Source organism: Floccifex porci (assembly GCF_009696175.1).
Classification (GTDB): Bacteria; Bacillota_I; Bacilli_A; order Erysipelotrichales; family Erysipelotrichaceae; genus Floccifex; species Floccifex porci.
This window is the reverse complement of record NZ_VUMM01000024.1, coordinates 1-21017: the sequence shown is the minus strand read 5'-3', so window position 1 is coordinate 21017 and position 21017 is coordinate 1. Positions and strand designations below refer to the sequence as shown.

At 31.4% G+C, this 21017-nt stretch carries 27 protein-coding genes; 4 read left to right on the top strand and 23 right to left on the bottom strand.

Annotated elements, in window-relative coordinates; all coding sequences use genetic code 11:
- Nucleotides 1–38: 38 nt before the first annotated feature.
- Together FYJ50_RS09150 and FYJ50_RS09145 are read right to left on the bottom strand one after the other, a co-directional pair.
- Nucleotides 39–1235, bottom strand: a complete 1197-nt coding sequence (locus tag FYJ50_RS09150) for a hypothetical protein (RefSeq protein ID WP_154461254.1) — start codon at nt 1233–1235, stop codon at nt 39–41.
- A gap of 152 nt (nt 1236–1387) precedes the next feature.
- Nucleotides 1388–1735 carry a hypothetical protein gene (locus FYJ50_RS09145; protein WP_154461252.1) on the bottom strand — a complete coding sequence of 116 codons (348 nt, stop codon included), beginning with the start codon at nt 1733–1735 and terminating at the stop codon, nt 1388–1390.
- Nucleotides 1736–1873: 138 nt separating this feature from the next.
- On the opposite strand from FYJ50_RS09145, the gene FYJ50_RS09140 reads away from it, so the two are divergent.
- A complete protein-coding gene (locus FYJ50_RS09140) occupies nt 1874–2719 on the top strand; it encodes a hypothetical protein (protein ID WP_154461250.1) in 846 nt (281 codons plus the stop codon).
- Between the two features lie 283 nt (nt 2720–3002).
- On the opposite strand, the gene FYJ50_RS09135 is transcribed toward FYJ50_RS09140, so the two are convergent.
- From FYJ50_RS09135 to FYJ50_RS09080, 14 genes are all read right to left on the bottom strand, one after another.
- Nucleotides 3003–3173, bottom strand: coding sequence for a hypothetical protein (locus tag FYJ50_RS09135; RefSeq protein ID WP_154461248.1), 171 nt, complete (start codon nt 3171–3173; stop codon nt 3003–3005).
- The gene (locus FYJ50_RS09130) at nt 3174–3419 is read right to left on the bottom strand and encodes a transporter substrate-binding domain-containing protein (protein ID WP_154461246.1); all 246 of its coding nucleotides are present in this window, start codon (nt 3417–3419) and stop codon (nt 3174–3176) included.
- Between the two features lie 23 nt (nt 3420–3442).
- Nucleotides 3443–3592, bottom strand: coding sequence for a hypothetical protein (locus FYJ50_RS10800; RefSeq protein ID WP_277352322.1), 150 nt, complete (start codon nt 3590–3592; stop codon nt 3443–3445).
- Nucleotides 3589–3819 (bottom strand): ATP-binding cassette domain-containing protein, encoded by a 231-nt coding sequence (locus FYJ50_RS10795; protein ID WP_338083013.1) that lies wholly within the window; start codon nt 3817–3819, stop codon nt 3589–3591. The genes FYJ50_RS10800 and FYJ50_RS10795 overlap by 4 nt, the downstream gene beginning before the upstream one ends.
- 85 nt (nt 3820–3904) lie before the next feature.
- A complete protein-coding gene (locus FYJ50_RS09120) occupies nt 3905–4531 on the bottom strand; it encodes an amino acid ABC transporter permease (RefSeq protein ID WP_205946503.1) in 627 nt (208 codons plus the stop codon).
- Between the two features lie 198 nt (nt 4532–4729).
- Nucleotides 4730–4948, bottom strand: a complete 219-nt coding sequence (locus FYJ50_RS09115) for a Lar family restriction alleviation protein (RefSeq protein WP_154461244.1) — start codon at nt 4946–4948, stop codon at nt 4730–4732.
- A 76-nt stretch (nt 4949–5024) separates the two neighbouring features.
- Complete coding sequence (locus FYJ50_RS09110) at nt 5025–5291, bottom strand: hypothetical protein (protein ID WP_154461242.1); 267 nt, start codon at nt 5289–5291, stop codon at nt 5025–5027.
- Complete coding sequence (locus FYJ50_RS09105) at nt 5288–6061, bottom strand: EcsC family protein (protein ID WP_338083014.1); 774 nt, start codon at nt 6059–6061, stop codon at nt 5288–5290. Before FYJ50_RS09105 ends, FYJ50_RS09110 begins: the two co-directional genes overlap by 4 nt.
- Nucleotides 6061–6186 (bottom strand): hypothetical protein, encoded by a 126-nt coding sequence (locus tag FYJ50_RS10765; RefSeq protein WP_268891890.1) that lies wholly within the window; start codon nt 6184–6186, stop codon nt 6061–6063. Before FYJ50_RS10765 ends, FYJ50_RS09105 begins: the two co-directional genes overlap by 1 nt.
- Before the next feature lie 148 nt (nt 6187–6334).
- Nucleotides 6335–7327 (bottom strand): DUF6591 domain-containing protein, encoded by a 993-nt coding sequence (locus tag FYJ50_RS09100; protein ID WP_154461240.1) that lies wholly within the window; start codon nt 7325–7327, stop codon nt 6335–6337.
- A gap of 63 nt (nt 7328–7390) precedes the next feature.
- A complete protein-coding gene (locus tag FYJ50_RS09095; RefSeq protein WP_154461238.1) occupies nt 7391–8014 on the bottom strand; it encodes a DUF4230 domain-containing protein in 624 nt (207 codons plus the stop codon).
- Between the two features lie 13 nt (nt 8015–8027).
- Nucleotides 8028–8984 (bottom strand): HNH endonuclease domain-containing protein, encoded by a 957-nt coding sequence (locus FYJ50_RS09090; RefSeq protein WP_154461236.1) that lies wholly within the window; start codon nt 8982–8984, stop codon nt 8028–8030.
- Nucleotides 8977–9312 carry a nucleoside triphosphate pyrophosphohydrolase gene (locus FYJ50_RS09085; RefSeq protein ID WP_154461234.1) on the bottom strand — a complete coding sequence of 112 codons (336 nt, stop codon included), beginning with the start codon at nt 9310–9312 and terminating at the stop codon, nt 8977–8979. The genes FYJ50_RS09090 and FYJ50_RS09085 overlap by 8 nt, the downstream gene beginning before the upstream one ends.
- A 106-nt stretch (nt 9313–9418) precedes the next feature.
- Nucleotides 9419–10270 (bottom strand): hypothetical protein, encoded by an 852-nt coding sequence (locus FYJ50_RS09080; RefSeq protein WP_154461232.1) that lies wholly within the window; start codon nt 10268–10270, stop codon nt 9419–9421.
- A gap of 60 nt (nt 10271–10330) precedes the next feature.
- Here FYJ50_RS09080 and FYJ50_RS09075 point away from each other — a divergent pair, with 60 nt between their 5' ends.
- Nucleotides 10331–11086, top strand: coding sequence for a ChbG/HpnK family deacetylase (locus FYJ50_RS09075; protein WP_154461230.1), 756 nt, complete (start codon nt 10331–10333; stop codon nt 11084–11086).
- Between the two features lies 1 nt (nt 11087).
- Here the strand turns inward: FYJ50_RS09075 and FYJ50_RS09070 are convergent, their stop codons facing one another.
- Nucleotides 11088–12086 (bottom strand): ComEC/Rec2 family competence protein, encoded by a 999-nt coding sequence (locus FYJ50_RS09070; RefSeq protein WP_154461228.1) that lies wholly within the window; start codon nt 12084–12086, stop codon nt 11088–11090.
- A 44-nt stretch (nt 12087–12130) separates the two neighbouring features.
- On the opposite strand from FYJ50_RS09070, the gene FYJ50_RS09065 reads away from it, so the two are divergent.
- Complete coding sequence (locus FYJ50_RS09065; RefSeq protein WP_154461226.1) at nt 12131–13303, top strand: BaiN/RdsA family NAD(P)/FAD-dependent oxidoreductase; 1173 nt, start codon at nt 12131–12133, stop codon at nt 13301–13303.
- Between the two features lie 79 nt (nt 13304–13382).
- On the opposite strand, the gene FYJ50_RS09060 is transcribed toward FYJ50_RS09065, so the two are convergent.
- The 6 genes from FYJ50_RS09060 to FYJ50_RS09035 form a co-directional block, all read right to left on the bottom strand.
- The gene (locus FYJ50_RS09060) at nt 13383–13874 is read right to left on the bottom strand and encodes a PTS sugar transporter subunit IIA (protein WP_154461224.1); all 492 of its coding nucleotides are present in this window, start codon (nt 13872–13874) and stop codon (nt 13383–13385) included.
- 72 nt (nt 13875–13946) lie between these two features.
- Nucleotides 13947–14435 (bottom strand): YfcE family phosphodiesterase, encoded by a 489-nt coding sequence (locus tag FYJ50_RS09055; RefSeq protein WP_154461222.1) that lies wholly within the window; start codon nt 14433–14435, stop codon nt 13947–13949.
- On the bottom strand, nt 14432–15448 hold the full coding sequence (locus FYJ50_RS09050) for a D-alanyl-D-alanine carboxypeptidase family protein (protein ID WP_154461220.1): 1017 nt from the start codon (nt 15446–15448) through the stop codon (nt 14432–14434). Before FYJ50_RS09050 ends, FYJ50_RS09055 begins: the two co-directional genes overlap by 4 nt.
- 24 nt (nt 15449–15472) lie before the next feature.
- Nucleotides 15473–17233, bottom strand: coding sequence for an excinuclease ABC subunit UvrC (gene uvrC, locus FYJ50_RS09045; RefSeq protein WP_154461218.1), 1761 nt, complete (start codon nt 17231–17233; stop codon nt 15473–15475).
- A gap of 7 nt (nt 17234–17240) precedes the next feature.
- Nucleotides 17241–19541: an endonuclease MutS2 gene (locus tag FYJ50_RS09040; protein ID WP_154461216.1), complete on the bottom strand. Its 2301-nt coding sequence runs from the start codon at nt 19539–19541 to the stop codon at nt 17241–17243.
- A complete protein-coding gene (locus tag FYJ50_RS09035) occupies nt 19513–19995 on the bottom strand; it encodes a CvpA family protein (RefSeq protein ID WP_154461214.1) in 483 nt (160 codons plus the stop codon). Before FYJ50_RS09035 ends, FYJ50_RS09040 begins: the two co-directional genes overlap by 29 nt.
- Before the next feature lie 43 nt (nt 19996–20038).
- Between FYJ50_RS09035 and rnhC the strand changes: the two genes are divergently transcribed.
- Nucleotides 20039–20881, top strand: a complete 843-nt coding sequence (gene rnhC / locus FYJ50_RS09030; protein WP_154461212.1) for a ribonuclease HIII — start codon at nt 20039–20041, stop codon at nt 20879–20881.
- The last annotated feature ends 136 nt before the right edge of the window (nt 20882–21017 follow it).

Genomic DNA, 21017 nt, shown 5'->3' with positions numbered 1-21017 from the left:
CATCACGATATGAAATAAATTCAAATAAAGAAAAAATATTAATTTAATCCTTGATCACTTACTAAAAATATTTTTTCCGAATTAAAACAGATATTTGTTGTATGATTATAAATCTGATTTAATTCATTCATTTGTTCTGTAAATACTAAAGTACCTGGATTATTAAATTTCGAGAAGCTCTTCAGTATTTTATTCTCTACATTGTGAGAAGACTTTTTGACCTTATTTCCATTCGATATTAAGAATTCGTCCACCTTTCCATCTTTAACTACTGGAATGTTACCAATGATCTTACCTGTCATCTTCGTTGCATTACCAATTCCTTTTAATACATTTGATTTCAATGAAGATTTACACATATTTTCTAAATAACAAGAGCATTCATTAAACATTTCACGATATTTATTCGATTTCTGTTCAATTTCTCTTTTGACTTCCAAAATATATTCTTCTTTATAGCTTCCATTTAGAACAATTTCTAACAATGAAGCCAGTGAAAAAGAATATAACGATAATCTATAGTATAAAAAACTATTTTTTATTTCTTCATACGCTGTGTTTACTTTTACATTTGGAACAATCAGTTGTTTTTTATCTAAAATGTCGTTTAATACTTTCAAATAAAAATTTATATTTTTTCTTGAATCTTTTAAGATATCATTCACTATATTAAGATTTGACTTGATAAAAGTATTGTCATCCCAATTGTATTTATATTTAGATAAAATGGAAATCAATGTTTCTACATCCGTTTCTATTTCTGATTGCTTATCATTTTCTAAAAAAGATAAAATTTGATGTTCCATTTCAACAATATGCTTCAATTGATGTTCGATTGAAGCAACAGCAACAGCCATCATCATTATTGCAGGATCAATAGGCATCACTATGGTTTTTGTCTGTTGAATTGGTTCTGCCTCAACCAGCTTTGCGAATTTAGATTTTCCATCTGTAGTATTAAAAGCACCCCAGTATGAACCATCTTTACATTTCTTTAATGTGTCTCCTTTTTCCTGATTATATAAACGATAAAATCCCTTTGTATCTATATTAGTGGTTTCCGTTACTGTTCTAATTTTTGATTCTAATGAAGAAGCAGCCGCTCCCAAAGAAGCTAATTCTGAAATAGGAAGACTAATTGTCTTTTTATCAGACAAATCTGTTATTGTATCATACAATAAATAATCTGAAACTTTAATGAGTTCTTCGACATTCTTTTTATCTAAATTGTTCATGATTTCCCTCTTTTCATTCATTAATAACATTATTCCTAATTACTGAAAATTCATCTGTTTGTATTGTAATAAATATAAAATCAGCTGTTAACCCGTACATGATTGTGCAGCTGATCTTTACCGATTATATATACAACATTTTTATAAAACCATTAGCTTTTCTTTCTCATGGAGATAAAAGATAAAATTCCACAAATCAAACACCACGTTGCCCAGATCTTTAAATCTGTGAAACTTCCTGATAGAGTATAGCCTAATACAGCCGCCAACAAAAATAACACGATCAATGCTCTATCTCCACCCTTTTTCTCTGAGTTTCTGACAACTATTGAAACAATACCAGCCGCTAACATAAACACAGCTACAAACAATCCAGCTGTTCCACTTATTTCACCATTTCCATCTAATGCATTGGCCATTCCTGCAAACATCGATTGAAAAACCACAAATAAACTAAGAATAATTGATAAGATTCCTGATACTAATTTCCAAATTTTCATACTAAATTCTCCTTTTTTTATAGTATTTCATTTATATTGTCATTATAACTGTCAGAAATGAATAAATACTTTGATTTAGTTTCTGACATAAATACTGTCAATTTTATTCATATGATTAAGAAAAAGGAGACTAAAGGTATGAAAAAAATCATTAAATTGTTTACTATTTTTTTGTTATCATTTGGAATGTTTGGCTGTGGAAATAATACAGATGCTGAAACAGAAACAAAAGTCAGTAAGAAACCAAAATCAGAAATCACTTTCGAATCCGAAACTTTATACGATAATGATTATGGTAATTTTATTGTTCAATCTATATCTGAAAATGGTGACTTAAAAGTTTCTATGGAAAATAAAACGGATTCAACTTTAATGTATTCACTTGATCATGTATCCATTAATGGGTTGATGGAAAATCCTTTCTGGGCAAGAGAGGTCACAAGTGGAAATAAGGCAAACGATACAATTTCTTTTTATTCTTTGAAAGAAGATGGAATTGATACAATTTCTTATATTACATTTACTCTTATTGTATCTGATAGTGAAAACTGGAATCTGGAACCTTATATAAAACAGGAATTTACACTCTATCCTTATGGAGAAAATCAGGTAAAAGAATTTGAACGGAAATCAGAAGAAAGCGATGTTGTTTTATTAAATAATGAACAGATTTCTGTAATTGTGGATCATGTTGAAGACGATAGAACTTATGGATATAGTTTATTTCTGTATCTGGAAAATAAAACAGATCAAAACCTCATTTATCATATAGATAATGCTTCTGTAAATGGAATTATGGTGAATCCATTCTGGGCTATCGATATTCCATCAGGCAAAAAAGCATACAGTGAAGTATCCTGGTATAAACAGGATTTACAGGACAATGAAATCGATACAATAGAATATATAGATATGCCATTTGTAGTCAGCAATTATGATACATATTCCATTTTATTTGAACAGACTCTTACTTATAAACCATAAAAACTGGATGATCCTATTTCATCCAGTTTTTCTTTAAACATACTAAGTGAGTATTTGAAATTCCATTAAAGCCACAGGAAATAATATCAGATTCTAAAAATCCATTTTTTATACATATCTCAAACCACCTGATTTATCTCATTTGTATCCATCCTTAAATAGAAACAATTATGTTTTCTGGCATAAGTTTCATTCTTTGTAGTATAAATCCAGTGTGCTTTTCTATAAGAAGGATCTTGTCTCTAATTGATCCGTACCCTTGCCACAATTGTATTGTTGTCTTCTAAACAAATAATTCTTTTTGAAAATAGGAATCTATAGCTGTATATTTTGTGGGATAGATTTGTCGAATCCAGCCAATTGTCATTTTTCCTTTTTCTTCCTGTTCATGAATTAAATCATAAATATGGATTACCTGTTCTAAATCTTTCTTTTCACAAAGACGTACAATCATTTACTTTTTGATATATTTATTTACGATTTCGTCATAGCCACCATTCGATTTTAATTCCGCTAATCCTTTATTAAAGGCTTCTAATAATTCCTGGTTTTCTCCTTTTAATACCGCAAACCCATATTGTCCACTTGGATCTTCATGAATGATTTTAAAGTCTACTTGTCCACTGGCAATTTTATATCCTACAACAGGAATATCTTCAAAACATCCATCAACTTCACCATTTTTTACCATTTCATACATTATTGTAGTCTGTTCTACAACTGTTAATTCAAAACCATATTTTTCTGAAACAGCAGAAGCAAACGTTGTTTCTGACCACCAGATAACATAGCTGGATAAACATCTGCTTTTTCTGATAATCCAACACGATTCAATAATTCCATTGCCTTTTGTCTGGCCTGTTCTTTATTCATTTTTTCAATAAAACGGGAGCCATCATGATATTTTCAATAACCGTTTTATGTGGAAATAAATTGAAATGCTGAAAGACCATACCAACGTTTTCCCTTACCTTATTAATATTTACTTTTTTGTCTGTAATATCTTTTCCATTCACAATTACAGTTCCGGAAGTAATTTCTTCCAGTCCATTTAGACTTCTTAAAAAAGTTGATTTTCCTGAACCACTGGGTCCAATCACACAAACAACTTCTCCTTCATCAATTTCTACATTTATGTCTTTTAATACTTCTAATTCATCAAAATTCTTTTTTAAATACTCTACTCTAATTTATTCTTCCATAAGATAACTTCCTTTCTATTACTCTAGCTACTCGAGACAAAACAAAGCAAGCTATCAAATAATACAGAGCAACTATGATCCATAGCGGTAATACTTTATTTGCAGATGTAGAAGTAATAATACGACCATTGTTTGTTAATTCTCTGACTCCAATTACAGAAATCAAAGAAGTATCCTTTAAAGAAATAATGAACTGATTAATGATAGATGGCAACATTGTTCGAATTGCCTGTGGTAATATTATGTGTATCATAGATTGACCATAAGACATCCCCAAGCTTCGAGCGGCTTCCATCTGCCCTTTATCAACCGATTCGATTCCACCTCTAACAATTTCAGCCATATAGGCACCTGCATTAATAGTCAGTGTAACTGCACCAGCTGTAAAGGCTCTACCAATACTTTTCCAGCTGAATCCTGGAATGGCCGATCCAATCCCAAAATAAACTACAAAAATCTGAACCATTAATGGTGTTCCACGAATAATTTCAATGTAAACATTTGAAATCATTCTTAAAATTTTATTACGACTGATTTTAAATAATCCAAATACGTTTCCAATAATTGAAGCCGCATTAATGAAATAATCGCTAGCTTGATTGTCATCCAAAATTCAACACTATAGATTGGAAAACAGTCTATAATAAGTTGAAAAAAATTCATGTCTTTCCCTCCAAACATAAAAAAAAGGCATTTTTCGTAATGAAATTTGCCTCTTTGCATATATGTATTCTAATGAAAACCGCTTTCAATTGTTAATGAAAATTTTACATTATTTTGATATTCAAATCTTATATTTCTTTATCTTCTATTCTCCAGGTTCCATTTTAATTACTTTTCCTCTATTCCAAAGATCTACTGTACGTTTAGCTGCATCCAATCTTTGATCTTCTGATTTAAAGTTCACATTTACAGAATGACATCCACATTCCATACAAGTCACATAATAACTGTTTCCTTCTTCTTCCAGTAATGCAGCGCCTTCACATACTGGACAATCATATATTACTAATTCATCAATTTCCATACTTTTATGCTCCTTTAAACTTCGTACATTATAACACCGAACAATTCTTCTGTGAACTCCTATGCAATCAATAAATTTACTGCAAAATCTTATATCCAATAATCGAAACTCCAATAATCAGTATTCCATATAAGAATCCAACTTCATCCACTAAAAAAGGTATCACGAAACAAAAAGAACACATCAACAAAACAATTATTATTTCCAATAAAGGAATATTCGTAGATACATTTGATTTTTTATGATTCTTATTTGATTCATTGAATTCATCACTGACTTTATAGTCCATATATTCATCAAATAAATCATTTTTTTCATTTCCATTCCAATCAAAATTTGTCATATTTCACTAACATTGTCTACTTCTACATCAATAGGTAAATCTCTTTCTATTTCCTCTTTTGAAGGCATTTCTCCTTTCATAAAAATAGAATATGCATTTTTTCCTATAACACTTGTACTCGCTATGTCAAATCCACCACCAACGACTCCACCAACAACTGGAATAACTTTTCCTAAATTCACTATTCCTTTTTCTCCAAATTTCGTAACAAAACGGAATCCTACTTTTTTATTTATTGCTGTAAGAGTTTTTCCGGGAATCTTTTTTATCATTGAAATTCCCAATTTCTCTCCAAATTTAACTCCTGCCTGTTTTAAAATATCTGTCATTGCTGATCCAGTTAAACAAACAAAGATAAATGTTTGCACTTGATCTGAATATATATCATATCCTGCCATTTTCGCAATCGCACAACACATCCTTAATTGTACATATATAACACTTGTAATATTGGCAGGCAATGCAGCAATCAGCGTCGCAAAGCCTCCAAATGAAGTCAAAAATCCTGAAGTTCCACATTTCACGATTGAATTATTTATTAATGATTCAGCCGCTTTTTCTACATCTTCATTTTTATCTAAATAATCTTTAACTAAGTCATCTATTGGTAATGATACTTTAGGAATACCGTCAATTGATTTGATATAAAGTGTATTTAGAATTTCCATCATTTGTTGTTCTGTTAAATTCACTTGTATTTTTTCTACTTTTTTTGAAGCTTTAGATACAGTATTCTTCGTTTCATCTACAAAATTTTTTGCTTCTGGTATTATTTTTTGTGTTGTGAATTCTTTTGTTTCATCAATTGTTTTTTCACAAAAGGAACAGCTTTTTCTTTTGCTGTTTTAATTAAATTACTTCCTGTATTTATAATTTTCTTTTTCTCACTGTTCATTTGAATACTCCCTATCATAAGATAAAAGACTGCTTTAAAGGCAGTCCATTCTAAAATATTAATAACTCCCGCATATTAAATTTACATCAAACAAAATGTTTTGAAAATAAGAATCAAAATGTGTAAATTGACAATTCATTCTTTTTAATCACATCACATCCGCTAACATCTGCAAAACACGAGAATTGACATCTAAATAATATTGTAGCTCTTCATCATTTAAATCTTCATCTTCCCATTCTTCAAAAGATTCATCCATTTCCTCTAATTCATCAATCAATTGATAATATTTCGTCAATATTGTTAAATCAGCACTATCCTCATCAAAATTCTTTAAAAAATCGCAATATTCCTGATAAAATGCTTCATACGCATCCATAGCTTCCTTAAATTCTGGACGTAGACCAGTCATTGAAGTTTGGTCAACCTCTACTTCTTCTGCTTCTTCCTCAACAATTTCTTCCTCTTCTTTTCCTATATTTTTGATCAGTTCCTCTACATTTTTATTTTTATTATAGAAACCTGAACGGACCGCACTTGCCTTATCATACAGATCTGAATACGTTTTATCCTGTAGATCATACATATCATCGTATGCTTTATCGTGTGCATCATACATTCCATCGTATTCTTTATCATATTCATCATAGGATAAAGTTGATTCATATCCTTCTTCCAATGCATCGTCCCATGCTCTGTAAAGATCTGTGTAGGCACCACTCCACTCCTGATACCAGTCTTCCAGACCATCTTTCCATACATATCCCCAATCATCCATTTTATCTTGCCAATCGTCTTTTTCAGATAATCCCTGGCTGGCAACACATTTAAAATAATCAATGGAGATGGTTTCAATTTTTGAATATAATGTCTTTGATTGTGCTAAACTGTCTTTATAGAAATCAGAAATCGATGTTTTATTATTTGTAAAAGATTCATACGTATCTCCAATTTTATCACACAGCTGCTCTGTTTTTTCTTCTAATTCGACAGTCTGATCTTCTACTTCTTTTTCAATCGCATCCAACATACTTTCCAGATTATTTGAATCATAGGATACTTTAGAAACAGAATCTTTCGAGCAGGCTATAAGGGAAAAAGACATTCCAAATACAATCATAAACGTTACTAACTTTTTCATATAATTTCCTTCTTTCTTTAAGAAAATTGTATAAAATCACGTTAACGTTATTTCAAGCAAAAATTATTCTTTCCATTGAAAAGATATATTCGGATAATCACTTAATATAGAAGAAAGAATCGTTTCTGCATTGGATTTTGCTAAATCCAGTACGCCCTTTTCAATTGCACATTTTTTCATTTCTTCTTTCAATACTTTTTGAGCTTCGTTTAAATCTTCCAGTTGAATCGGATTAAAAAGATTATTATTCTGTTCTAATACCTCAAAAGAATCATTATCAATTTCAATACCTGTTATTTCTACAGCTGGCAATTTAACCACAATAAAATCTCCCTTTACATAGACTTCTGCTTTTGATAGATCTTTGATTCCTGCTTTTACGATGCCATCATAGGATATAATAAAACTTTTTTCTGTCAAAGGAATATTCCAATCCCATTTTTCAATTTTAATTGAACTGGATTTAGTTAATACATCTGTACATAGATAACTGCCTGTATTTAATTCCGCTGTTGTTTCTAATTTTTCTTTAATGACTTCTATATTTTTTTCACTTGTGGTCGTAAAAGAAGGAATATTATCGGATATAAAATGACGATACCCCCAAAAGCCTAAACCACCAATCATACCTATGATAACCACTACAGTTAATATTTTTATGATAACTCCCTTAAAAATATCTTTCATAACTTTATCCTTTCTATAATTTTAAAGAAAAATAGAATTTTTCTACATAATTATTATCGATTGCCTGTTTTAATTCTTTATAATATTTACTTGTCTGAGGAATATCATTTAATAGTTCAATATTCCTGTCTTCAAGCCTTTTTATAATATTTTTTGATGGAATGGAATCACTTTTTCTTGAGTTGTTTGATTTTGATGTAATCACCAGATTCCATATATCATCACTGTACATAAAAGACCATGGAATTACATGATCTAAAGAGATTTCATTTTCTTTTAATGAACTTCCTGTATAAAAATCAATAATCTTTCCCTGCTTCATTTGAAGTAACAGGATATCTTTATATTTTGTTAAATTATTTCTTCTGATTTTTTCATCAGATATTCCTTTAACCTTAGAAGCTATTTTCGGACAATTATTGAATTTCTCTAATAATTGAGCCCATCGATAATTTAACAGTTGAGACAATACAAAGGCATATTCATGCAGATCCATAATCTGTCCTTCTGTAAAAATAATTTCTTTCTTTTTTAAGTCTAAACGATAAATATCCAATGATTTTCCATTCACATTCATAAAACGCCACGAAACATCATGGGTTAATGTATTTGCGATTTTTTGAATTTTCTTCTGATAAAATACAGGATCCTCTTTTAAATATATCTCGGCTTTATCAAACCAGATTGGAATTTTTGAATTTCTTTTCTGCTGCACATAATCAATGCATTTTTCAGTTTCCTGAACAATTATTGGCTTCTTTCCAGGACTTTGTTTCAAGTGAAAAAAATCAATCTGATTCCAGTAATATTTAAGCATCTTACAGGCAATCTTTTCAAAGGTTATGATTCTTTGAATTGTTTTTTCTTCCACTATACATTCCAAAATAGCTCTTCCCCAGGCCAATTTATATGTATTATCATTATTCATATTTTCAATGATCATCAACCATTGTCGAATATAATCACTCATAAGTATCCTCTACTGACTCCAGAAAAATACGTTTCTCAAATTTACCATTTCGAAAGGCTTTCTGTTCCTTTTCTTTTAATACTTCTTCTTTCGATAAATGGAAAGTATCCATTATGGCATCTACAACTTCCCATACGTCCGCAATTTCTTTACAGATTTCTTCTTTAGACACTGCCTGACATACTTCATTAGCTTCTTCTAGAAGTTTTCTTTTTAATAATTCCTTATAATCCTGTTCCAATAAAATTTTTGTCTTGCATATCTTCTGATCTTTTAATATGATGTCTGGTATTTTATCTCTAACTAATTTATTATATATTTTTTTCATAGTGTTCCTTCTTACATTATTATTTTATTTGTCATGATCTAAATATACAATATGTTTTTTATGACATTTACATTGACAAAATAAAAGATATTCACATGAATATCTTTTATTTTACTTTTTTAAAACCATATAAATCTAGACTGTTCTGTACCAGAAACTGATTCTCTAATGTTGCATATTGAAAGAATTCATCAATTGTATTATAAATATGATCTTCAAATTCTATTCCTTTTTTATAGAAATGAATCTGATATACAGTGTCTTTATGTTTAAATTCTATTACCCATTCTTTTTCTGGAATGAAATATAAATCAAATAAATCAAACTGTTTCCAATCCCATTCTTTTACTTCATACAACAACAGAATCAGTTCTTTCATTAATTTTAAATCCGATTCTGAATTCATAAATAGGATTCGCTGTTCTAAAAATTTCTTTGCGTAGTTTAATGTTTTTATTATGGATTTTCTGTTTTCTTTTGACAGATCGTTTTGAGCTTTTCGTATAAATATTTCCGGTAACGGTTCTTCTAAATAATGCTCCTTCTTAATTTTGTGAAACAATTCATCAATAAATTCAGAATATTCTTTATCTATTTTATATTCTCCCTTTCGAATCAGTTCTGATAACTGATAACCACATTTCAGGCTCCCATATTTATATCCTTCTAAATACAGATTTCCTGCTTTCTGTATATCTTTTTTTAATGAATAACCATTTTCATAAAGATTTCCCATTTTCTCATAATAATCTTTAAAATGATACGTTTGAATCCAGTCATAATAATATTTCGCAAGTTCATAATTTCCAGATTCATAAAATAGATTTGCACAAGTTAAAACCAATGTACTGTCTTTTTCTTTCCATAACAGATCATCTAAAAATTCAATTGTCTGATTATTCTGTTTTTTATTCTGATTGCATGCATTCACAAGTTCAATTATTTTATTACGATTCATATATTTTATTCCTTTCAATAAGATGATATATTTTTATTGTAGATTAAATGGAGATAAGTGATGAAAAAAATAATATTAAGAGCCGATGATTTAGGCTTTTCACAGGGAATTAATTTTGGAATTGAAAAATCTGTTAAAGAAGGACTGATTCGTTCAATCGGAATTATGGTAAATATGGAGAATACTGAACATGGTTACAATTTAATAAAAGATACAAATTGTTGTTTAGGTCTCCATACTAATATTTCTGCAGGAAAACCTCTATCAAATCCTGAACTCATTCCATCGTTAGTCGACAAGAATGGAAACTTTCGCTCAAGCAAAGAATATCGAAAAGCATTTCAGGAAGGATATGACTTTGTGGATTACAGGCAGGCATGCATTGAAGTAGAAGCACAATATCTGAAATTTGTTTCTTTAACAAATCAGAAACCGCATTATTTTGAATGTCATGCCGTTCAGAGTGAAAATTTCTTTAAAGCTTTAGAAACCATTTGTGAAAAATATCAATGTGATTATCTTCCTGCCTGTTTCAATGGCCCAGTACTATTTAAAAATACAAAATTATATCCAGTATTAGAAGCATCCAGACCCGATTATGATCCTTATAAGTCATTTAAAGAAGCCTGCCTAAAAAATTATTCAGATGGTTACTGTATGTATATCTGTCATCCTGGTTATTTAGATGCCTATATTTTAAAACATTCCTCTTTAACCCTGCCACGCCCTTTTGAAGTAGAGATGGTCTGTTCCGATTCAATCAAAGAGTTTTGTAGAGAACAAAATATTGAAATTATTACATATGATGATCTATGATTTACGGATCACACATCTGACAGGGGTTATATCCCCTTTTTATTAAGTCTTCTTTTGATTCATTTGTATACAGTTTGTTTTCTTCTTTCATCATTTGAACTCCAGAACAGTCAGGACGATGAATTTTCTTAGAGTTTTTATTACATATAAATTGATAGTTTTCTTGATCTTCTTCCAATTGTTCTCCAGAAATAAAACTTTGGCAAGGTTCTACATTAAAATCAATATTGGTCCCATCACTTTTTAAAATAATTTCATTCTGAAGATCTGTACGATACAAATCTGTATTTTTTAACAGATCTAATACTTCCTGATCTGGATGACCATAGATATTATTTTTCCCACAGCTGATAATCGAACAGGATGGATCCAATTTTTTAAAAAAAGAGGAAGAAACCGAATATTTTGATCCATGATGAGAGACAACATAAACATCACTTTGAATCTCTTCCAACGCTTCCAAAGATCTGCTGGAAGCATCTCCACATAAAAAGTAATGCGTTTTTCCAAATGTAATTCGTATACACAGACTCTGATCGTTATCGTCTTCTGGATGAATAACAGGCCCAACAATTTCAAATGAAGCATTTGATAAATCATAACTATCATATAAAGATGGATGGATTTCATTCTGTACTTTATTTTTAAAAGATCGATAGATCTTTGAATCTGTCTGATAATCAGGGTCTAGAACACAGGACACGTCAAATACATTCAGAATACCGACCAGACCACTAATGTGGTCACTGTCATAATGAGAAGCAATCACATAATCAAAATTATCAATTCCCAATTTTTTACAGTAGGAGACCACATAACGGGATGAATCTGCAGGTCCACCATCATATAAAAGGAAATGATTATCACAATTTACCAGTACACAAAGTCCTTGTCCTACATTCAATATATGCATTTCAAAAATAGATGATCTTACATCGTTAAAAACACATCCATATAAAAATAAAAAGAAAATAATAAAAATACTCAAAATCTTTTTCATGTCATTATTTTATCATTTTTATATCTTTGTGTTATGATAAATCTATGAAAACAATAGTTATAGGTGGTGGTCCAGCAGGCATGATGGCCAGCTGTGTACGCTGTGAATTCAGTAAAGTTCTTTTATTTGAAAAAAATAAAGATCTGGGAAAAAAACTTTTACTGACTGGGCATGGACGCTGTAACGTAACCAATGATTGTGATACAGCTTCTTTTATAAAAAAAGTAAACTCCAATGGAAGATTTCTAACTTCTTCTTTAAATCAGTTTAATTCTCAGGATTTTATTTCCTTTTTACATAACATGAAAGTGGATACAACCCTTGAAGACAATCATCGTGTTTTTCCTGCTTCTCAAAAGGCAGAAACCATTTTAAATGCATTCAAACAGAAACTGTCAGAAAAAAACATTGAACTTCATTTAAATGAAGAAGTTCTTTCTCTGATTATTGAAGATTCTGTCTGTAAAGGCATCCGTACAAAAGATACAGTTTATTATGCAGACTGCATCATTCTATGTACAGGTGGAATGAGTTATCCTTCTACTGGAAGCAATGGAAGCGGATATGAGCTGGCAAAACAGGCCCATCATACCATTGTAGAATGTAAACCTGCTTTATGTGCTCTAAATATCTCTCAGAACTGGGTAAAAGAATGTATGGGTATCACTGTGAAAAATGTAGAATTGAAACAGAATAAATTAAAGGTGAAAGGAGATCTATTATTTACTCACTTTGGAATCAGTGGTCCTATGATTTTAAATTATTCTTCTCAAATTCTAAGAGGATCCATTCATCTCGATTTTTTGCCTCAATATACTTTTGAGCAGCTGGATGAACTGTTCCGTAATGAATGGAATCATACAAAACAAATTCAAAACGCAATGACCGATCTTCCATTAAAAGTCTGGTCAAAATTTCTGGAACAATGCTCCATTCCTAAAACAGTACAGGCTTGTCAAATTTCTAAAAATCAGAGAAGAAAACTGGTAGAAGCCTGTAAAAATCAGATTGTAACTGTAACAGGTCCCAGAAGTTTTAATGAAGCCATGGTCACTAAAGGAGGTATTCTGACAAAGGAAATCAATCCGAAGACAATGGAATCCAGAATTTGTAAGAATTTAAAATTTGCTGGAGAAATCATTGACGTTGATGCTCAAAGCGGAGGATACAATCTGCAGATTGCCTGGACAACGGGGTATGCAGCTGGAAAACTATAGTGGATATCCGATTAAAATATAAACGATTTTTATCTTTCTGTCATGCAACTTATAGGTGCAAAAAAGTCTATGCATAAGATTAGACATAGACTTTTTTTACGATTGATTTTCCTTTTTTAACTTTTCCGAAATCAATAAAGGGAATTGTTTTATTAATAGGCTCGCTCACAATTAACATAGTCGTTGTATCGTATCCCTGTTGCTTTACTGCTTTCAGATCCAGTCTGACAACTGTCTGACCAGCCTTCACATCCTGGCCCTGCTTAACATACACCTTGAACCCTTTGCCGTTCAGTTCAACCGTATTGATTCCTACATGAACCAGAATTCCCGTTCCATCTTTCATGCGAATCATAAAGGCATGACCCGTTGGAAACATCACTTCTACTTTTCCTGTTACAGGAGACACAATTTCTCCTGAATCCAGTATAAAACCAATTGTCTGTCCCATCATCTGCTGTGAAAAAACAGCATCCTTTATCTGATCTGGACAGATCATAGTTCCTGAAGCCAAAGCGACTATATCCAGATCCTTGTCTGACTTTTTTTTATGATTTGTAAAAAATCCCATGATAAACCTGCTTTCTTATACAGATATTTTATATCAGAATGTAAGCCATTTCACTAAAAAAAGAAATGGCTTTTAATCTTTTGTAAACCATTCCTTTTTCCCATCATTGTATACAATCTCTACTTTGATTTTTTTATTGATGATTTCCAGCACCGCATAACTGCCTGGTGATTTGCTTCTGGAAAACCATATAGATCCTGGATTGATCAATGTAATATTCTGCTCTCTTTGAACTTCTGCAACGTGTGTATGTCCAAAACAGACAATATCACAATGATGAATCAATGCATCATGAATCAGGCTCTGGTATCGATACATTTTACAGTTATGAGAGTGCATGACCAGAATTCGATGATTGCCTTCCAGATCTAAAATTCGATATTGTGGAAGTTTAGGATCATAATCACAATTTCCACATACAAAAAGCCAACCTGGATAATCATCTGCATTGTCTTCCAGATCCCCGCAATGCACAAAATAATCAGCATCCTTGTATTGATTCTGTAATTCATTTAAACATTCGTTATGATAATGGGTATCACTAACTATAATAACTTTCATAATGAACTAAATTCCATTTCTTCCATACATAAATTCGATTTAAACATTTTTTTCGCATTCTTTTTTCCCACATATCGAAAAACATAAGGATTATAGGCTTTCCCACTCTGTTCCTCTTTATCTTCTTTAAATCGCATCACAAAACCATAGCGATACGAATTATCCATCAGCCATTCTAAAGTCTCTAAATTCACAAATTCAACAGCTGTTTCTTCTGATGAATTTAATGAATCCAGATAAGGTATCAGCCATTGGCTCAATCCTGAAATAATAATGGAATAACCCAGCTGCATTTCATTCTGTCCAGCTGTTGACATATATAAATCTGCATAGTCTGGATACTGTTCTTTAAACCCATTATACTGATTTAAAATTGTTTCATAGTCTTCATATCCTCTTTCAAATGTCAACTCTTTTCCCAATACCTTTTTATAATCCTCGCACATTGCCTTTAAATCTTCTAAACAGGCCTGCTGTATAAAAATATTCTGAAAGGATACGACTTCAGGTTTATATTTATAAATTGTCTGTGTACTGTTTAATATCACAAATGGATCGGACAAATCGGAAACCAGTTTTAAATTTTCATTTAATACCCACTCGGTTTCATAAAATGTAATCAAATCTATATAAGAATAATATTTTAACAAATCAGGCAGTGTCTTTAAGGAAAAATGAGAACGATATCGATTCACAAAATTGATAATGGATTGATTATCACTGTTTTGAGCTTTTTTTGCAGCTGAATACAACAATGCATTTCGCATCTCAAAACCATCCAATTCTATAAAATCCATAAACTGCTCTGGTCTGATCTGCTGATTGATCATATAGTTAATATCATCACTATCCAGATATTTTAATAAAATATCACGATTATCATCATTTACATATGGATATCTTGCTAATTCATCATAAGACTGATTCATTCTTACATAACATAAAACCGCTATACAGAAACAAACAACAATGAGAATGATACGAGCCAGATATGTTTTCTTATCTAATTTCAAAGGAACACCTCTTTTTTGATTATATCACATTTCTTCATGTAATTTATCATATAAATTACTTGCCACTTCATAAGGAACAATTTTAGACAGTTCTTCAACAGAAGCCGATTTCATCTGTTTTATCGATTTAAATTCTTTTAATAATGCCTTTTTTCGTTTTGGTCCAATTCCATTAACAGAATCCAGAATAGATCTTGTCATAGCTTTACTGCGAAGATTTCGATGATAAGATATCGCAAAACGATGCACTTCATCCTGCATTCGTGTCAAAAGAAAAAATAGCGGGTCCTGTTTGGATAATTCAATTTCATGCAGATTTTCATCCATTAATGCTCTTGTTGTATGTTTATCATCTTTTACCAGCCCCATGATTTGAAAAGGCAGATCCAGCTGTTCTTTTATTTCTTTTGCTGCCTGTATCTGCTGTTTTCCACCATCAACCAGTAGAAGATCGGGCATTTTTTTCTGTTCCATCAGTAAACGAAAATATCGACGATACACAACTTCCTTCATGCTGTCTACATCTGACTTATATTCTTTTAACTGATAGTGACGATATTGTTTCTTATCTGGAAGTCCATCTTTATATACGACCAGACCACTAACATTATGTGTACCTGAAATATGAGAATTGTCAAAAAGCTCAACCGTATTGATCTTCTGATGGCAGATCCGATTCAAATGTTCATTGGCATCAATTAAGTCCTGTTCTTTTCTTTGAATCAGTGCAAATTTCTGTTCATGTGCTTCTTTCGCGTTTTCAATCACTAGATCCAGTAAATATTTCTTTTCTCCCTTTGCTGGAACTTTAACCTTGGTCTGTAAAGAAGATTCTAATATTTCCACTGGTGTTTTTTCTGGTACCAGTATTTCTTTTACTACTGGATGGCTTTGATAATACTGCATGATATAACTGAGAAATGCCTCCATACTATCTTCATATACAGCCTGTACCTGATGACTTCTTCCAATTAATTTTCCTTTTCGTATAAAGAAACCCTGAAAAGAAATATATCCTTTATCTTCATAATATCCAAATACATCCCTGTCTTTTCCATCTTTAAAGTCAATCAGTTGTTTTTCTTCAATATGATGAATCGCCTGAATGGAATCCAGATATTGTTTTGCTTTTTCAAACTGAAGATTTTCACTGGCTTTCTGCATTTTTGATTCCAGTTCACTTATAATTTCTTTTGTATTTCCCTGCAGAAACTGTTTAATTTTCTGTTTTATTTTACCATTTTCTTCTAAATCAATTTCATGAATACAAGGTGCATTGCACTGATGCATATGATAATATAAACAGGCTTTTTTAGGAATATGAACACATTTTCTTACAGGAAATAAAGTATTGATGATCCGTACCATTTCGGTCGCACTTTGTGCATTTGGATAGGGTCCAAAAACCATATCTTTCTTTTTTTGTGGATTTCGTGTTGTGTAAACACGAAAATATGTTTCATTTGTTAATACAATATAGGGATAAGAAGAATCATCCATTAACATAATATTGTAAGGAGGCCGATATTTTTTAATCAGGTTGATTTCCAGTAATAATGCTTCTTTTTCACTGGAAGTCTTGATAAATTCAAAATCATAAATATGAGATACAAGCTTTGTAGTTTTATAATCATGAGTCCCGTGAAAATAAGAGCGAACCCGATTCTTTAATACTTTGGCTTTTCCAACATATAAAATATTCTGTTCTTCGTCTTTCATTATGTAACAGCCAGGATCATCCGGTAATAATGCCAGTTTATCCTGCAATAATTCTGAAATTGCCATATTCCTCCTATTTTAATAATACAATGGTGGCGCCTAATCCACCTTCATTAGGACCCGCACTCATTTTTGAGACAACCATTGGATGCTTGTCCAGATCTTTCCATACCGCATTGCGCAAAGCTCCTGTTCCCATACCATGAATAATTCGCACCTGTTTTACTTTATGATAGACAGCCTGATCTAAATATCGATCCAATTCATTGATTCCTTCTTCAACTCGCATACCAATTAGATTAAGTTCTAAAGGAAAACGTGAAAAAACAGGTTCCTTACTGCTTTTCTTTTTTGGGACGGTAACATTTGGTCGTTTAATTTTCTTTAAACGATTGCATTTTACTTTCATCTTCATTCCATTGACAAGAATTAACGCTTCTTTTTTTCTTATATCAATAATTTCTCCATGTGAATTTAAATTTTCAATCTGAACATAATCTCCAATTTTTAAAGTAACATCCTCATTTTTTTCTTCTGTTTCAACATTTTGAAGAAGATGAATCTGATGAAGAGCCTGACTTTGTTCATGTGATTTTATATTCGATCCTTTTTTTAGATTCCGAATGATTTCACTGGCTTCTTTCTCTTTTTCTTCCAGCATTGAATTTAAACGATCTTCATACTCCTCCTGAAGATCCTTATTTTTCTGTTCCCATTTCTGTTTTTCTTTATGAGCTTCTTTCTGAATCTGATGAGCCTGTTCAATCATTTTACGGAATCGTTCTTTATCAATCAGAACATCATTCTGCAGCTTTTCCAGTTTCTCAAGCTGTCTTTGAACATCCTGTTCATTCTGTTCTTTTACCTGACTGGCCCGATCCAGTATTTCTTTTTCTAAATGATAATTGTTCGCAATCGCAAAGGCATAAGATGCTCCAGATACTCCCTGAATGTATTTATATGTAGGTCTAAAAGTAGCACTATCAAATTCTACACTGGAAACCAGGACCTGGTCATTGGCTTTTCCAAAAGCCTTTACTTGTGAATAGTGAGTAGAAGTAATAACCATACAGCCTTTCTGAATCAGATATTCTAAAATAGAAATCGCAAGACTGGCTCCTTCTAATGGATCGGTTCCGTTTCCCACTTCATCCAAAAGCACAAAAGACTTTGATGTACAATGATGACAGATGTTTGAAATCTGTGAAATGTGAGAAGAAAAAGTCGATAAATTATTTTCAATGGACTGGTTATCACCTATATCAAACCATAAAGAATCAAAATAAGGGATCCAGGCACGATCACATAAAACAGGAAAGCCTGCATGAGCTAAAGCAACAAATAAACCTATTGTTTTTAAAGTAACCGTTTTACCACCCATATTAGGACCCGATATCATCAGACATTTCTGTTCCTGTTTTAAGGAATACGTATTGCTTATACATTTTTTAGGATCAATCAAAGGATGTCTGGCTCTTTCTAATAATATATTTCTTTGAGACAGTCTTATAACAGGAATACATCCTTCTCTTTCTATGGCCCATTTTGCTTTACTGAACGCAACATCGAGTAAAGTCATCGTTTCCAGATTAGAAAGAATGATTCGATCCTGACTGGCAACCTGTAAAGATAATTCCATACAGATTCTATGGATTTCTTCTTCGATTTCTCCTTGTACCTGGGCAATTTCATTATTCAGAGCTACAAAGCACTCAGGTTCAACATAGCTGGCCAATCCAGATTGACTGGATGCATGAACCATACCTCCAAAACGATTTTTATCCTGATTTTTTACTAAAACCGACAAGCGCCCATTAATAGTCGTACTCATCGATTCCATCAATGAATTTGCATTTTTTTTTATAAAAAATCTGGCTTTTTCATTTAAAGTCAATCTTGTATCCACCAGTGTTTTATACAATTGTTTTAATTTTACAGTAGCATCATTTTTTACATTTCCGGTCGCATCAATTTTTGATTGAACAGACTGTATTAACGCGTTGCAGGAATCCATTGATTCTGCCAGATCCTTTAATAAAATTGTATCCGTTTTTAATAAATATTCTTTACATTTCTTAACTGAAACTAAAAAAGAGGCAATTTCAAGCAGTTCCATTGGAGTGCATATCATTTTTTTCTTTGTTTTTTTTACAGACTGGGAAACATCTATACATCCAGAAAAAGAAACCGTTTCTCCTTTCTGAATCAGATTCATCGCTTCTTTTGCCAGATCCAATCGATTCTGTATTTCCATACGATCTTTTAATGGATATGAATTTAATATTTTTTCTATGGAACAGCTAAAAGATGCATAATTTCCTATTTGTTCCAGTACACGATCAAAATCAATCGCCTGATTTAATTCCGGATTCATCTAACCATCCTCCTATATAATTTAATGGGGTATTTTCAATAAAATCTTTCCCTTGTGAAAAGAAAGGCAAAGAACAGATAAATACCACTAATATCATAAAACAGAAAGCTTTTAATGCCCCTGTACACAATCCAAAAAACTGATCTGTCTTTTTCAGTTTCGTTTTATGAATTCCTTTTTTTATCATATTTTCAATCAATGTATAAATACATTTTGAAAATATATAAAGAATAAAAAACCATAATATACGATTTAAAAAAGAAATTGATAAAAAAGGTATCATGTAAGCCATTTTTTCTGAAAAATAAAAGGCAATAAAAAAGGAAACAAAACATGCAAACAGATCCAGTATCTGTAAAACAAATCCTTTTTTATATCCAGAAATAAGCATACATATACAAATAAATATTAAAATTCCAAAATATATGGAATAGGCTTCAATACTAAATGTCATATGCGTATTTTACCATTTTTTTTGTCTATGATACAATATATGCATGAATGAAACCAAAAAGATGTCAAAAAATGAAATCGATTCATTAAAAGAAAAGATGCAACCTTATATTTTAAAAGAAAGTCAGCCTCCTTATACTTATTATCAGATTAAATGCCAGGAATGCACCATTACAGCCTACACCAGTGGAAAAGTAGTATTTCAGGGACAGGATCTTTCCTGGTTAAAAAAAGAAGAAAAACCTCTTAGGCAAATTTTTCCTCAGGCAGGAAGTGATGAAGTGGGTACAGGAGATTATTTTGGACCCGTTGTTGTAGCAGGGTGCATTCTCAATTCTGAAAACCAGGCTTTCTTATCAAAATATCCGATTCAGGATTCAAAACAATTAAGTGATCTGGATACAAAAAAACTGGCAAATATTATAAAAGAGAACTCAAAATATTCAATCTGTATCTGCTCCAGCTTAAAATACAATCAGGTGCATGAAAAACACAATATGGTAGACATAAAATGTCTTCTGCACAATCAGGTCTATATCAATCTGATGCATAAAGGTTACAGTCTTCCTGATTTTATTGTGATTGATCAGTTTACCCCTGAAAAAAGCTATTATCGCTATTTAAAAGACGAAAAAGAAGTCATTCAGGGAATTCATTTTGAGACTAAGGCAGAGAATAAATACTTATCTGTTGCCTGTGCTTCTATTTTGGCTCGAAATGCTTTTCTGGAAGTCTGGGAGCAGATGGAAAAAAAATACCAGTTTTCATTTCATAAGGGAGCAGGTCCGCAAGTGGACCAGTGTGCCAGAAATTTTGTAAGGCAATTTGGACAGGATGAATTAAAAAATGTATGTAAGCTTCATTTTAAAAATACTCAAAAAATATAAAATCCTCACTTTGATATGTACCCAATATTCTGGACATACGTTAATTTGAATTGAGTTTAACACATGGATGTTTCTCTGTATACAACAGGAGGCATCCATTTTGTTTTGGATTGAATTCTTTTGTTGTTATAGTAAT